Genomic DNA, 13,049 nt, shown 5'->3' on the forward strand with positions numbered 1-13,049 from the left:
CATCGTGATCTTCCTGGCCTTTTCGATGCCGCCGTATCTGGCGATGGACCCGGCGCGGTCGAGGGTTCCACAGCCGCCCGGGTGTACGTCTTCGCCGGGGTGCTCCCGGCCGGTCTGCCGGCGCTGGTCGTCGGCGCGACGAGCCCGTTCGGCCCGGCGACGCGGGTGGCCAACGTGCTGGCCGGGGTGCTGTGGCTGGGGTGCACGTTCGCCGGCTGGCGCGCGGCGAGGCAACGTCGGTTCGGCGATCATCGGCGCTGGATGATCCGCAGCTTCGCGCTGACCATGTCGATCATCGTCAGCCGGGTGGTCGGGCCGATCGCGCTGATCACGCTGCGGCCGCAGCTGGAGACCACGTTCGGCGGAAGCGAACTGGCCTTGACCCAGTCGGTCGCCGCGATCTCGGCCTGGGTGAGCACGACGCTGGTCCTGTTCGCCACGCAGTGGTACCTGGATCGCCGTCCGGCTAAGAAGAAACCAGCGATCGCGCGATGATCGTGCGCTGCACTTCGGACGCGCCTTCGTAGATGCGCGGCGCCCGGACCTCGCGGTAGAGGTGTTCGAGCAGATGCCCCTTCCGCAGCGCCCGCGCGCCGTGGATCTGCACGGCCGAGTCGACGACGTACTGCGCGGTCTCGGTGGCGAACAGTTTCGCCATCGCGGCGCGGCCCGCGAGGTTCCGCTCGCCCGCGTCGTAGGCTGCGGCCGCGGCGTAGACCAGCAGGCGCGACGCCTCGGTGCGGGTCGCCATTTCGGCGAGGGTGTGCGCCACGGTCTGCTGTTTCAGGAGCGGACCGCCGAACGCGACACGGGACTGGGCGTGGGCGACCGCGGCGTCGAGCGCGGCCTGCGCCATCCCGACGGCGAAGGCGCCGACACTCGGCCGGAACAGGTCCAGGGTCCGCATCGCCACGCCGAAGCCTCGGTCCTTTTCGCCGAGCAGTTCGTCCCGTTCGACGCGGACGCCGTCGAAGACCAGGGTGCCGATGGGATGCGGGCTGACGAGGTCGAGGTGCTCGCCCGACAGCCCGGCGCGGTCGGCGGGCACGACGAACGCGGAGACGCCGCGCGAGCCCGCTTCCGGTGTGGTGCGGGCGAAAACGCTGTAGAAATCGGCCTCGGGGGCGTTGGAGATCCACATCTTCTCGCCGGTGAGACGCCAGCCGTCGCCGTCGGGCTCGGCGGCGAGTTCCAGTGCCGCCGCGTCCGAACCCGCGTTCGGTTCAGTGAGCGCGAAGGCGGCGACGGCGTCACCCGCGGCCACGGCCGGGACCCACTTCGAGACCTGCGAGTCCTGTCCGGACTGGAGTACCGGATACGTGCCCAAACCCTGCAACGCCAACGCGGTCTCGGCTTCGGTGCTCTGGCTCGCGAGCGATTCCCGCAGGATACAGAGATCCGTCGCGGCGGCCTCCCGGCTCGGGCTGCCGCCGTCAACGCCGGGGAACAGCCGGGCGGGCAGGCCGAGCGCGCCCATTTCCTTGAGCAGCGGCCGGTTCACCGCGCCTTCGGTGCCGGATCCGGCCAGTGGGCGGAGCTTTTCGGCGCCCAGCCGCCGGACCTCGTCGGCGAAGGCCTGCTGTTCGGGGCTCAGTGCGAAGGCGGTCATCGATCGCTCCCAGGTTGCCAGCGGGCATGCGCGGTGCCGGTTTCACCGGAGCGCAACAGTTCGAGCCGTGGTTTCGGCCCGTCGGTGCGGCCGCCCTGCGGTTTCCGGCTGCCCGCCGCGAACTGCTTCGGCCACGGCATCGGATAGCCCTGTTCGGCGGCGGCGTGCAATGTCCACTGTGGATCGTAAAGGTGGGTCCTGCCGAGCGCGCACAGATCCGCGCGGCCCGCCAGGATCAGCGAGTTGACGTCGTCGTAGGAGGAGATCGCGCCGACGGCGATCACCGCGATCCCGTACTCGCGCCCGATCTCGTTGCGGATCCGGTCCGCGTACGGCGTCTGGTAACTGCGGCCGTACTCCGGTTTCTCCTCGCTGACGACCTGGCCGGTCGACACGTCGATGCCGTCCGCGCCGTGCTCGGCGAACGCGCGGGCGATCTCGACGGCGTCGTCGACGTCGATTCCGCCTTCGTGCCAGTCGGTCGCGGAGATGCGGACCGTCATCGGCCGCTCCGCGGGCCAGGCCGCGCGGACGGCGTCGAAGACTTCGAGCGGGAAGCGCAGCCTGTTCTCCGGCGAGCCGCCGTACTCGTCGGTTCGCCGGTTGGTCAGCGGTGACAGGAACGAAGACAGGAGATAGCCGTGCGCGCAGTGGAGTTCGAGGAGGTCGAACCCGGCGCGCGCGGCGGCGCCGGCGGAGTGCGCGAACTGGTCACGGATCTCGGTCAGCTTGGCTTTCGTGAGTTCGCGCGGGGTCTGATTCGCTTCGCTGTACGGGATCGCGGACGGGGCGCAGATCTCCCAGTTGCCCTCGGGGAGCGGCTGGTCGATACCGTCCCACATCAGTTTCGTCGAGCCCTTGCGTCCCGAATGTCCCAGCTGGACACCGATACGCGCGGGGGTGTGGCCGTGGACGAAGTCGGTGACCCGCGCCCAGGCGCGTTCCTGTTCTTCGGTGTAGAGGCCGCCGCAGCCCGGGGTGATCCGGCCGGTTTCGGAGACGCAGACCATCTCCGTCATCACCAGCCCGGCGCCGCCGAGCGCCTTGCTTCCCAGATGCACCAAGTGGAAATCGGTCGGGACGCCGTCTTCGGAGGAGTACATGTCCATCGGCGAGACGACGACGCGGTTCGGCAGGTCGAGGTTCCCGACGCGGAACGGCTGGAACATCGGCGGCCGTACGTCAGAGTCCAAAGTGGACGCGAACCAGGAGTCCAGTTCGGCGGCGAACTCGGGATCGCGCAACCGGAGGTTGTCGTAGGTGACGCGGCGGCTGCGGGTGAGGATGTTGAACGCGAACTGCGCCGGATCCTGGTGGGTGTACTGGCCCATGTTCTCGAACCACTCCAGGCTCGCCTGCGCGGCGCGCTGGGTGGAGGTGACGACGGGCCGGCGTTCGGCTTCGTACGCTTGCAGTGCACTGTCCATATCGGACTGTTCCTGCAGGCAGGCGGCGAGCGCGAGCGCGTCCTCCATGGCGAGTTTCGTGCCGGAGCCGATGGAGAAATGCGCCGTGTGCGCGGCGTCGCCGAGCAGGACGACGTTCTCGTGCCGCCAGCTCGCGCAGCGCACGGTGGCGAACGCGGTCCACTTCGAGTTGTTGGCGAACACCTGATGGCCGCCGAGGACTTCGGCGCACAGTTCTCGGATGACCTCGATCGACTTCTCGTCGCTCTCGCCCGGCGCCAGCGCGGTCGCGGCGATCTCGCCGAACGCGCGCTGCCAGACGTCCTCGTGTAGTTCCAGGATGAACGTGCTCGCGGTGTCGCTGTACGGGTAGCCGTGGATCTGCATGATCCCGTGCGGGGTCTCCAGCACGTAGAACTTGAAGGCGTCGAACACGAGATCCGTGCCGAGCCAGATGTACTTGCAGCGCCGGGTCTGGAGGCTCGGGCGGAAGCTCTCGGCGAAGGCGTCGCGGGTCGGGGAGTTGACGCCGTCCGCCGCGACGACCAGGTCGTACTCGGCGCTCGCCTCGGCCGCGCTCGGTGCTTCGGTGCGGAAACGCACGTCCACACCGAGTTCCGCGCAGCGTTCCTGGAGGATGCCGAGCAGCCGTTTGCGGCTCATCGCGGCGAACCCGTGCCCGCCCGAGGTGTGCACCGTGCCGCGGAAGTGGACGTCGATGTCGTCCCAGCGCGCGAACTCCCGGCGCATGGCGGTGTGGATCACCGGATCGGCGTGTTCGATCCCGCCGAGCGTCTCGTCGGAGAACACCACCCCGAACCCGAAGGTGTCGTCGGGCGCGTTGCGCTCCCAGACGGTGATCTCGTGATCGGGATGGAGCTGTTTCGCCAGCGTGGCGAAGTAGAGCCCCGCCGGGCCGCCGCCTAACACCGCGATACGCACGTCGCTCAGGGTATGTCGCGGTATGTACGACCGTCAACGATACGGGATATGGTGACCCGTATGGAGCGCATCAATCCGCCCGAGCTCGGTCGCCCTTCCGGCTTCTCGCACGCCGTCGCCGCGACCGGGAGATTCGTCTTCCTCGCCGGTCAGACGGCGTTGGACGAGGAGAACCGCATCGTCGGCGACGGCGTGGTCGAACAGTTCGAACGCGCGCTGTCCAACCTGCTCACCGCGTTGCGCGCGGCGGGCGGGGCGCCGTCGGACCTGTGCAGCGTGACCATCTACATCGTCGACATGGACGACTACCGCGCCCACGCGCGCGAGATCGGCGCGGTGTGGAAGCGGCTGGCCGGGAGCGAGTACCCCGCGATGGCGGGGATCGGCGTCAGCCGGCTGTGGGACGAGGAAGCGTTGGTGGAGGTGCAGGGCTTCGCGGTCGTCGCCGCGTAAGTGAGATGAAGGACGCTTTCATAGCAAATTTTGCTATGAAAGCGTCCTTCATCTCACATGGGCAGGGTGCGTGAGACGTGCGCGGCCGCGGCCTCGCCCAGCCTCGCGTGCAGCGTGAAGAACAGGTCCGCCGCCCGGATGCCCGCCCAGCCCGGGGGCAGCAGTTCGGCGGGCAGGCCGGGGTCGAGATAGGGCAGCCGCCGCCAGTCGGTCAGCACGCGGACGTAGTCGGCGAACGCTTCGGCCTCATCCGTGGTCTTGCGCCGCTGCCACCGCCGCAACGCGGCCGCGTGCTCGTCGAGGAAGGCGGTGTACAGCGACTCGAGTTGATCGAGGTCCCACCAGTCACGGATCTTCTCCCGCACGTCGCCGAACGCGAGGTGCTCGGCGTGGAAGAGATCGGCGTACCCCTCGAGTTCGAGCCGTCGCAGCATGTCGGAGGTCGCGTCACGCAGATGCGCGGGCGCGATCCAGACCCCGGACGACGCCGTCCCGAAGCCGAGCCGGGCGAGCTGCGTGCGAAGAACGTGCCTTTTGTGCCGTTCGGCTTCCGGGACGGAGAACACCGCGAGCAGCCAGCCGTCGCCGGGGGTGGCGCGTTCGCGGCGGAAGATCCGCTCGTCTCCTTCGCGCAGGATCGCCAGCGCGGTTTCGGAAAGCTCGTAACCCGCGGCGCCGTTCCGGCGTACCGCGGAGAGGATCCCGCGCCGTTTCAGCCGGGAGATCGACGACCGGACGGCCGGTTCCTCGACGTCCACGCCCGCCAGCAGGTCGATCAGGGAACGGACGGAGAGCCAGCCGCCCTCGCCGCGGGAATAGAGGCCGTACACGGTCACGATCAGCTGGCGCGGTTGCGCCGTCCGCCCCGCGCCGTCGACTTCGGTTGCCTCCGACACGGCCGTCACCCGGTCACCATAACAACGACGCTGTGCTCATGTTTCGGCCGTGACCGAAGCGTTCCGCACTTAGCGTCACGGTATGGACGATCCCCTGATCGAAGCCCCTGTCCCGCCGGTGCCCCAGGACGTCGAGCCGGGTGGTGTCCGGTGGTTGCGGGCGACCGTCGCCCGGTTCAGCCGCCCGGAGGACCACGCGCGACGGCGGGCGCTGGTGCTCGCCGAGCTCGCGTCGATGGAGTCCCTGCGGGACAAGGCTTTCGCGCTCGCCGGCGAAATGCGGGACGGGCCGGTGGAGCGGACCGTGTGGACGGTCCCGGTGGCCGTGCTGGCCGCGGAACTCGGCCTGCCGGACGTTTCCCGCGACGTCGCGACGGTTTCCGGCGCCTATCATCCGCACACGGAAATCGGGGCCGACGCCGAAGAGGCCATGCGGCGGCTGGTCGAAACCTGCGGTGACGCCGACGAGCGGACGGCCGCGCGGATCGGGCTCCTGCTGCAGGCCTGTGACGCGACGGCCAAGCTGCTCGGCAAGGCGCTGGCCGCCCACCGGCCCGGCGAGGACGTCGAAGGCCTGCTCGACCGGGTCCTGCGTGAGGATCCGCCGGTCCGCGTCACCCGGCGGTGGGTCGGCGGCGAGGTGGTCGAGGTGGACCTGACGAAACGTCCGTTCGGAGCAGGGCCCAAGCAGTGCCCAGGGGAAACGCAGGCGCGGCAAGTGGCCGCGGGAATTCTCGACGCCCTCCTGTGCTAAGACTTACCCCGGTCATCTGGAACTGGGGAGTCTTTCGATGCTGTATTTCAATGGTTTCTTCGGCGTTCTCACGCTCGGTCTGTGGATCTTCTGCATCGTCGACGTGATCACCACGGACGAGGGATCGTGCCGCAACATGCCGAAGGGGATGTGGCTGCTGCTGGTGCTGCTCGTCCCGTTGATCGGCTCGATCGTCTGGCTGGTCGCCGGTCGTCCGCAGAATGCCGCCCGCGCCCCGCGCGGCCGCTACGAACGTGAGTCGCCGGCGTTCCCGGAGTACGACCGGCCGGGCCGCTTCGCCGCCACGAGCGCCGAGGACGACGAAGAGTTCCTTCGCAAGTGTCGGGAGCGCGCCGAAGAACAGCGCCGCAAAGCCCGTGAAGGCTGAGTAGCCTCGGCATCGAGAAGATCGACACTGGAGGAAAGTTGTCCGAAGCGCTCGACTGGAACAAGAACATCATCAAGGAGTTCCGCGAGAACGAGGGGAAGGTGGGCGGCCCGTTCGAGGGTGGTTCGCTGCTGCTCCTCACCACCACCGGGGCGAAGAGCGGCGAGCCTCGCACGTCGCCGCTCGCGTTCGCGGAGGAGGACGGTAAGTACATCGTCGCCGCGTCGTTCGCCGGGTCGGACAAGAATCCGGCCTGGTACCACAACATCCTGGCGAACCCGAAGGTCACGATCGAGGTCGGCACGGAGAAGTTCGACGCGACCGCCACCGTCGTGGACCGCGCCGAGCGTGACCGTCTCTACGCGAAGATGGTCAGCTTGATGCCGGGCTTCGCCGACTACGAGAAGAAGACCGATCGGGTGATCCCGATCGTCACGATCTCCCGCTGACCCGCTCGCATTTAGTCCTCTGAATGCGGTAGTTGCAGGCGCAAGTACCGCATTCAGAGGACGAAACGCGGGAGGTCAGCGCGCGCCGCTGGGGGCTTTTACGGCTGCGGGGCGCTTGAGTTCGGCTTCGGCCGCACGCAGTGCCTTGCGCTCCTGGCGGCGCGCGATCAGCTTCTTGCCGGTGAGGATCATCGGCTGCTCGACCCAGCGGTGGATCAGGTCCGCGATCGCGAGCCCGACCGCGAACACGGTCAGCGCGCTGATCATCCGGTGCTCGCCCATCGGCGGGATCGCCTCGACCACCACGAAGTGCACCGGGCCCTGCAGCAGGTAGAGCGAGTACGAGCGCTCACCGACGAACCGCATCACCTTCGTGGCCAGCAGCCAGCGAAGCGGCCCCGGCGAGACGAGCACGACCAGCAACATCGCCGACAGCAGGCCGTAGGCGATCAGCAGGCCCAGGTTGCTGCCGGTCTCCCACCACAGGCTTTCCATGTTGACGTGCAGCACGGCGAAAGCGCCGAACACCGGGATCGCCGCGAGCGGATGGGTCAGCGGTTTGAGCACCGCGTAGGACCGGCGGTAGTGCATCGCGATCGCCAGCACGCAGCCGATCAGCAGGATCGCGTAGTGCACGGTCGAGCGGTAGATCGGCACCTGCGGCCCGTTGAGCACCCAGCCGCTGGTGACCCCCACCAGCCCGGCCATCAGCGCGAACGCGGCGAACGCCAGCGCGAGCTTGCGCCAGGCCGCGGCCAGCCCGGCCGCCCCGGCGACCACCAGCAGGAACGGCCAGACCAGGTAGAACTTCTCCTCGATGCCCAGCGTCCACGAGCCGCTGAAGAAGTTGTCCGGGCCGTCCGGGCTGCTGGCGGGGAAGAACTCGTTGAAGAAGGTCAAGTAGTACTTCAGCGCGTGCGGGAACTCGCGGACGAAGAACTCCCCGCGCAGCCACACGAACACGACGATCCCGCCGAGGATCACCAGGTACGGCGGCAGGATCCGGAACACGCGCCGCAGGTAGAAGGCCGAAAGCGAGATCCGGCCGGTCCGGTCCTGTTCACGCAGCAGCAGCGTCGTGATCAGGAAACCGGACAGCACGAAGAAGATGTAGACACCGACCCAGCCGGACAGCCAGCTCCACTTCGGACCCGCGAAGTGGTAGAGGATCACGATGGTCGCCGCGATCGCGCGCAGGCCGTCGAGCGCGGGGAACCGACGCATGGCGAGGAACTCGTCATGGTCCAAAGCGCGCACGGCATGCCCCCTAATGGCGGTATCGGCCCGGAAGTATACGGGTGCCGCTCGCTGCGCTTTCGCCCCGTGTCGAGGCCTCCTACCTGCGGTTTCGAAGATCACCCAGCGTCAGGCGCGGGTTCGACGTTATGTGTCAGCCGGAACCGGTTCGCCGGGTCGACGGCCGCCTTGACCTCGGCGAGCCGCCGCAGATCGGCCGGGGAGTACACCTTGGACGCTTCCTCGCCCGCCGCGCTCTCGCCGTAGACGAAGGTCAGCAGTTTGCCGGTCGACCAGGGCTTCAGCGCGTCGAACAGCTTCGCGTGCGCGCTCCGGATCTCGGCGATCGAAGCGTCGTCCACGACGGACAGCGCGCGGACGGTGAAGCTCGCTTCACGGTCCCAGCCCACGCCGGGGTGCTCGGGCACGTCGGACAGCGCGCCGCCGAGCAGGTCCAGCAGGACGACGGTCGGCACCGGGGCGTCCGGGCCGGCGTGTTCGAGGATCGCGTCGAGCATCGCGTCGTTGAGTTCGGACACGGTGGCGTTGTCGGCGCGGTAGCCGTGCGGGAAGGGCGGCTCGTTCGCGATCTTGCCCGATTCGGTGAACGGGATCTCGGCGAGCGTGTCACCCAGGACGGGGGCGGCGGCGCGCAGCGGGGCGACGAGGCGCTCGCCCTCGGCGGCGTCACCGAGATAGGCGACCCGGATCTGCGCGACGTGCTGCCCGCGCAGCGGTTCGGGCACCATCGGCAGATCCGGCATCGGGACCATGCCCAGCGACGACGTCATCTCGCGGGGCATCCCCGTCGCCCAGTCGCGCCAGGCGTGGAGCACCGCGGACAGCGATTCGGTGCCGAATTGCAGGCTGCCGCCGTACAGCCGGGTGACCGGGACGAGCCGGAACTCCAGCGCGGTGACGATCCCGAAGTTGTCGCGGCCGCCGCGGAGCGCCCAGAACAGGTCGCTTTCGGTGTCCGGGGTGGCGCGGCGGAGCTCCCCGTCGGCGGTCACCACCTCGATCGCGGTCACCTGGTCGGCCGCCAGGCCGTACTTGCGGCCGAGCAGGCTGAACCCGCCGCCGAGGGTGTAGCCGACGACGCCGACGCCGGGGAAGGAGCCGCTCAGCGGCGCGAGCCCGTGCTCCGCGGCCGCTTCGATGACCGCACCCCAGCGCACGCCCGCTTCGACCCGTGCGATCCCCTCGTCGATCCGGATTCCGGTCATGCGGTGGGTGGTGACGAGGACGCCACCTTCGAACGGGACGCCGACGCCGTGCCCGGTCGAGTGGACGGCGATCGGGAGGTCGTGCTCGACGGCGTGACGGACGGCCTCGACGACGTCGGCGGCCGAGGCGGCGGGCACGATGACGTCGGGACGGCGGGGCACTGCGGTCTGGAAACCGGCGAGTTCGTTGTCGTAATCCGGGTCGCCGGAGCGGAGCATCGTGGTCATGCCATCAGCGTGATCCCGATTCGGCCAGAAGTCCAAGATCTGGTTTGTCTGGCAATTAGAATCATCGGTTATGGAACTGCGCCAGCTCGAATACTTCGTCGCGGTGGCCGAGGAAGCGAACTTCACCCGAGCCGCCGAGCGGCTGCACGTCGCGCAGCCCGGCGTCAGCGCCCAGATCCGCCGCCTCGAACGCGAACTCGGGCAGCCGTTGCTCGACCGGTCGGCCAGGGCGGTGCGGCTGACCGAGGTCGGCGCCGCCGCGCTCCCGCACGCGCGGGCCGCGCTCGCCGCCATCGCCGGGGTGCGGCAGGCGGTCGACGACCTGACCGGCCTGGTCCGCGGCCAGGTCGCGATGGGCATGGTGTCCTCGCGTGGCCCGGTCAACCTGCCGGATCTGCTCGCGCGTTTCCACGAGCGTCATCCGGCGGTCGACATCACGCTCGCCGAGGCGACGTCCGACGTCCTGCTCGCGGGTGTCGCCGACGGCCGGTTCGACGTCGCGCTGATCGGGGTCTCCGGCGAACCGCCGCCGGGGATCGGCCTGGAGGTCGTCCTCGACGAGCCGCTCGTCGTCATCTCCGGGCAGGAGGATCCGCTCACCGGACAGGCCACGATCACCCTGTCGGAGCTGGAAAGCCGTTCCCTGGTCAGCCTGCCGAAGGGCACCGGCATGCGCGCGATCGTCGACGCGGCGTTCCTCGCCGACAGCGCCCAGCCGAGGGTGACCCTGGAGGCGGGCGACCCGAACGTCGTCGCCGAACTGGTCGGGCGCGGGCTCGGCGTCGCCGTGGTGCCGATGTCGCTGGCGACGCACTACACGGAACTGCACGCCATGGAGATCACGCGGCCCGCCGGGCTGCGGGCGAAACTGGCGCTGGCCTGGCGGACGGAGGGGCCGGTCAGCCCCGCCGCCCGCGTGTTCATCAGTCAGGCACGGGCGCTGCTCGGGTTGTGAGCCGCCACCGCGTCGTGACCTCCTTCGCGTTGGCCCGCGGATGCCGCGGCCGGATGTCCTCCCGGCCCCGGACTTCGAGGCCGGACCGCTCGAAAGCGCCGAGGAGTTCTTCGCGTGTGCGCAGGCCCAGCAGTTCGAGGATCAGCCACGCCTCCCCGCCGGGTTCGAGATGCCGGGGGCAGCCGGTCGAGGAACGCCTTGAGCATCCTGCTTCCCGGGTCGTAGACGGCGCGTTCTAGCGAGGTGTGCGCGCGGGACGGCAACCAAGGCGGATTGCAGACGACCAGCGGCGCGCGGCTCGTTGTCCGTCGCCACCACGCGCTCGACCCCTCGACGTGCGAGGACCGCGGCGAGCACGCCGGTGCCGGTGCCGATGTCGAACACCAGTTGCTTGGCGGGCAACGGAGTTCTCGCCACCAGATCGACGTACTCGCCGCGGACGGGGGAGAAGACCCCGTGGTGCGGATGGATTTTCGCGCCGAGCGACGGGATTTCGACGCCCTTCACCCGCCATTCGTGCGCGCCGACGACGCCCAGCAGCTCACGCAAGGACACCAGCGACGCGGTCTCGGAAGGTCCGAAGACCTCGGCGCAGGCCTCGCGCACGTCCGGCCCGCGGCGCAACGGCAGGACGTGGCCGGGGTCCAGCGGGACCAGCAGCCTGCCGAGGATCCGCGCCCGGCGTGACCGATGGTCCCGCTGCTCCTGAAAAGGTTTCCCAGCCGCGATACCGCAACGGCGGGACAACGCGGCGAGGAGGTTCCGCGCCCGGGAAGTCGCCGTGCCAGGCGAGACCGGTGCCGCACGCGGCGAGCCGGAACGCCTCGTCGGCGGTGATGCGATCGTCGACGGCGACGACGGGCCGGGGCATTTTCGTGCCGACGGTGGTCAGCCAGCGCCGCCCACCGTCCTTTGTGGACAGGGGGTTCATGGTTTCCGTTCCTGGATCCGCCCGCGGCGAAGAGACCCCGCGGGCGTGGCTCGTCGGGGGACAAGGTCAGGAACGGCGGCTAGTGGACCACCGCGGCATGAACCGGTGTCGACACGGACCCGACTCTACCGGAACGCGGCGGCGTGGTCGGCCGCCCAGACCTCGAAGTCCAGCCCCGGCCTGCCGGTGACGTCCTGGACGGTCGAGGTGACCTCGCCCGGTTTCGTCACCAGTCCCTGGAACCCGGCCAGCATCGTGTCGACGATGAAGTCCGGCATTTTCGTGAGCAGGGCGGCACGCGCTTCTTCGAGCGGGATCTCCTCCCAGCGCGCCGGACGGCCCGCGGCCTCGCCGATGATCCGGACCTGTTCGGCCTGCGTCATCGGCCGTGTGCCGGTGAGCGTGTACTTCGCCCCCGTGTGCCCGTCGCCGGTCAGTGCTTCGACGGCCACCGCGGCGATGTCCTTCTCGTGGATCAGCGGCATCGACGCCTCGCCGTACGCGCCGCGGACGACGCCGTCCGCGCGGATCGACGGCGCCCAGCCGAGGGTGTTGGTCGCGAATCCGTGCGGTCGCAGGAAAGTCCATTCCAGGCCGGCGGCTTCGATCGCCTCCTCGACGGCGCGATGCCAGGCGCCGATGGCGTTGTCCTGCTCCGCCAGCGAATCGTCGACGGCGCCCGAGGAAAGGAACACCACGCGCTTCACCCGTTCCCCGAGCAGCGACACCGTGGGCGCCAGTGCCTCGGCGGGGCCGGCGAGCATAAGGAACACCGTGTCGACGCCGTCGAGCGCCGGCGCGATCGTTTCCGGTTTCGCCAGGTCACCGCGGACGCCGTCGGCGGGCGGGTTCCGGCTCAGCGCCCGGACCGGGAGGTTCCGCGCCCGCAGCTGGGCGACCACTTGCGAGCCGACGTTGCCCGTCGCGCCGGCGACCAGGATCGGCTTCATGCCGCCACCGCCGAGAAGATCGGGCGGTACCGCTTGACCGACCCGCCCGACATCCCCGGGTAGGTCTGCACCTTCTTCCACGCGTCCGTCGTCCCGATGCCGTCGGCGCCAGGGGCCGCGAGCGCGGCGCGGTGGGCGTCGGCGCTGGTCCATTCGGCGTAGTTCAGCACCCTGGTCCCGTCGGTGCTCACGTGGAAGAACCCCGAGATCCCGCCTTTGGGGTGCGCGGGTTCGGACGCCAGCGCTTCGAAGACGAGGTCGATCCAGTCGCGTTGCCGCCGCTCGTCGGGTCCTTCGAACTCGACCGAGACGATCACGAGGCAGCCTGGCGCTCCTTCGCCGCGGTGGCCGCGGTAGAGGCGGAACACGGGCGCGCCGTCCAGGTTCTGGATGGCTTCTTCGCTGGTCCACTGCTCGTAAGTGAAGGCGCCGTCGTGGTCGATGCCCTCGTATGCGGTGAAGGAAACAAGTCCTTCGCGGCTTTTGAACGCCGCGCGCGCCGCGTCGGCGTCCGGCCATTCCCGTGCCACCACGACCGTCGAATCGTCCGGTGTCGGCCAATGTCCGTTGTGGATGGTCATTTCGGAGGTCCCCTGTGCTGTCATGCCTCCAGCATGAAACTTAAA

General features: G+C 69.4%; 12 protein-coding genes and 2 pseudogenes. 6 read left to right on the top strand and 8 right to left on the bottom strand.

Annotated elements, in window-relative coordinates; genetic code table 11:
• Window positions 1-25: 25 nt before the first annotated feature.
• A pseudogene (locus tag AC0685_RS11060) lies at window positions 26-495 on the top strand (DUF2306 domain-containing protein).
• Here the strand turns inward: AC0685_RS11060 and AC0685_RS11065 are convergent.
• The gene (locus tag AC0685_RS11065; protein WP_478225366.1) at window positions 467-1,609 is read right to left on the bottom strand and encodes an acyl-CoA dehydrogenase family protein; all 1,143 of its coding nucleotides are present in this window, start codon (window positions 1,607-1,609) and stop codon (window positions 467-469) included. The pseudogene AC0685_RS11060 and the gene AC0685_RS11065 sit on opposite strands and share 29 nt — an antisense overlap.
• Window positions 1,606-3,957: a bifunctional salicylyl-CoA 5-hydroxylase/oxidoreductase gene (locus AC0685_RS11070; protein ID WP_478225367.1), complete on the bottom strand. Its 2,352-nt coding sequence runs from the start codon at window positions 3,955-3,957 to the stop codon at window positions 1,606-1,608. Before AC0685_RS11070 ends, AC0685_RS11065 begins: the two co-directional genes overlap by 4 nt.
• A gap of 48 nt (window positions 3,958-4,005) precedes the next feature.
• Between AC0685_RS11070 and AC0685_RS11075 the strand changes: the two genes are divergently transcribed.
• Entirely contained in the window at window positions 4,006-4,410 is a 405-nt protein-coding gene (locus tag AC0685_RS11075) for a RidA family protein (protein WP_478225368.1), read from the top strand.
• Between the two features lie 53 nt (window positions 4,411-4,463).
• On the opposite strand, the gene AC0685_RS11080 is transcribed toward AC0685_RS11075, so the two are convergent.
• Window positions 4,464-5,315, bottom strand: coding sequence for a PaaX family transcriptional regulator (locus AC0685_RS11080; protein WP_478225369.1), 852 nt, complete (start codon window positions 5,313-5,315; stop codon window positions 4,464-4,466).
• A 73-nt stretch (window positions 5,316-5,388) separates the two neighbouring features.
• Between AC0685_RS11080 and AC0685_RS11085 the strand changes: the two genes are divergently transcribed.
• The 3 genes from AC0685_RS11085 to AC0685_RS11095 are packed head-to-tail and all read left to right on the top strand — an operon-like array spanning window position 5,389 to window position 6,897.
• Window positions 5,389-6,060 carry a cytochrome P450 family protein gene (locus AC0685_RS11085; RefSeq protein WP_478225370.1) on the top strand — a complete coding sequence of 224 codons (672 nt, stop codon included), beginning with the start codon at window positions 5,389-5,391 and terminating at the stop codon, window positions 6,058-6,060.
• A gap of 37 nt (window positions 6,061-6,097) precedes the next feature.
• The gene (locus AC0685_RS11090) at window positions 6,098-6,448 is read left to right on the top strand and encodes a PLDc N-terminal domain-containing protein (protein ID WP_340686857.1); all 351 of its coding nucleotides are present in this window, start codon (window positions 6,098-6,100) and stop codon (window positions 6,446-6,448) included.
• 38 nt (window positions 6,449-6,486) lie between these two features.
• Complete coding sequence (locus tag AC0685_RS11095) at window positions 6,487-6,897, top strand: nitroreductase family deazaflavin-dependent oxidoreductase (RefSeq protein ID WP_478225371.1); 411 nt, start codon at window positions 6,487-6,489, stop codon at window positions 6,895-6,897.
• A gap of 75 nt (window positions 6,898-6,972) precedes the next feature.
• Here AC0685_RS11095 and AC0685_RS11100 read toward each other — a convergent pair whose 3' ends face one another.
• On the bottom strand, window positions 6,973-8,154 hold the full coding sequence (locus tag AC0685_RS11100; RefSeq protein WP_478225372.1) for an acyltransferase family protein: 1,182 nt from the start codon (window positions 8,152-8,154) through the stop codon (window positions 6,973-6,975).
• A 98-nt stretch (window positions 8,155-8,252) separates the two neighbouring features.
• The gene (locus AC0685_RS11105; protein ID WP_478225373.1) at window positions 8,253-9,587 is read right to left on the bottom strand and encodes an FAD-binding oxidoreductase; all 1,335 of its coding nucleotides are present in this window, start codon (window positions 9,585-9,587) and stop codon (window positions 8,253-8,255) included.
• Window positions 9,588-9,657: 70 nt separating this feature from the next.
• On the opposite strand from AC0685_RS11105, the gene AC0685_RS11110 reads away from it, so the two are divergent.
• The gene (locus tag AC0685_RS11110) at window positions 9,658-10,542 is read left to right on the top strand and encodes a LysR substrate-binding domain-containing protein (protein WP_478225374.1); all 885 of its coding nucleotides are present in this window, start codon (window positions 9,658-9,660) and stop codon (window positions 10,540-10,542) included.
• Here AC0685_RS11110 and AC0685_RS11115 read toward each other — a convergent pair.
• From AC0685_RS11115 to AC0685_RS11125, 3 genes and pseudogenes are all read right to left on the bottom strand, one after another.
• Window positions 10,511-11,473: pseudogene (locus AC0685_RS11115) on the bottom strand (class I SAM-dependent methyltransferase). The gene AC0685_RS11110 and the pseudogene AC0685_RS11115 sit on opposite strands and share 32 nt — an antisense overlap.
• Window positions 11,474-11,598: 125 nt before the next feature.
• The gene (locus tag AC0685_RS11120; protein WP_478225375.1) at window positions 11,599-12,423 is read right to left on the bottom strand and encodes an NAD(P)H-binding protein; all 825 of its coding nucleotides are present in this window, start codon (window positions 12,421-12,423) and stop codon (window positions 11,599-11,601) included.
• The gene (locus AC0685_RS11125) at window positions 12,420-13,028 is read right to left on the bottom strand and encodes a hypothetical protein (RefSeq protein WP_478225376.1); all 609 of its coding nucleotides are present in this window, start codon (window positions 13,026-13,028) and stop codon (window positions 12,420-12,422) included. Before AC0685_RS11125 ends, AC0685_RS11120 begins: the two co-directional genes overlap by 4 nt.
• Window positions 13,029-13,049 lie beyond the last annotated feature (21 nt).

This window comes from Amycolatopsis sp. NPDC043889, from assembly GCF_056435645.1.

Coding starts and splice junctions, on each gene's coding strand:
- AC0685_RS11120 (WP_478225375.1), bottom strand. CDS start 12,423: ATGAAGCCGATCCTGGTCGCCGGCGCGACGGGCAACGTCGGCTCGCAA.
- AC0685_RS11125 (WP_478225376.1), bottom strand. CDS start 13,028: ATGACAGCACAGGGGACCTCCGAAATGACCATCCACAACGGACATTGG.
- AC0685_RS11105 (WP_478225373.1), bottom strand. CDS start 9,587: ATGACCACGATGCTCCGCTCCGGCGACCCGGATTACGACAACGAACTC.
- AC0685_RS11110 (WP_478225374.1), top strand. CDS start 9,658: ATGGAACTGCGCCAGCTCGAATACTTCGTCGCGGTGGCCGAGGAAGCG.
- AC0685_RS11075 (WP_478225368.1), top strand. CDS start 4,006: ATGGTGACCCGTATGGAGCGCATCAATCCGCCCGAGCTCGGTCGCCCT.
- AC0685_RS11065 (WP_478225366.1), bottom strand. CDS start 1,609: ATGACCGCCTTCGCACTGAGCCCCGAACAGCAGGCCTTCGCCGACGAG.
- AC0685_RS11090 (WP_340686857.1), top strand. CDS start 6,098: ATGCTGTATTTCAATGGTTTCTTCGGCGTTCTCACGCTCGGTCTGTGG.
- AC0685_RS11085 (WP_478225370.1), top strand. CDS start 5,389: ATGGACGATCCCCTGATCGAAGCCCCTGTCCCGCCGGTGCCCCAGGAC.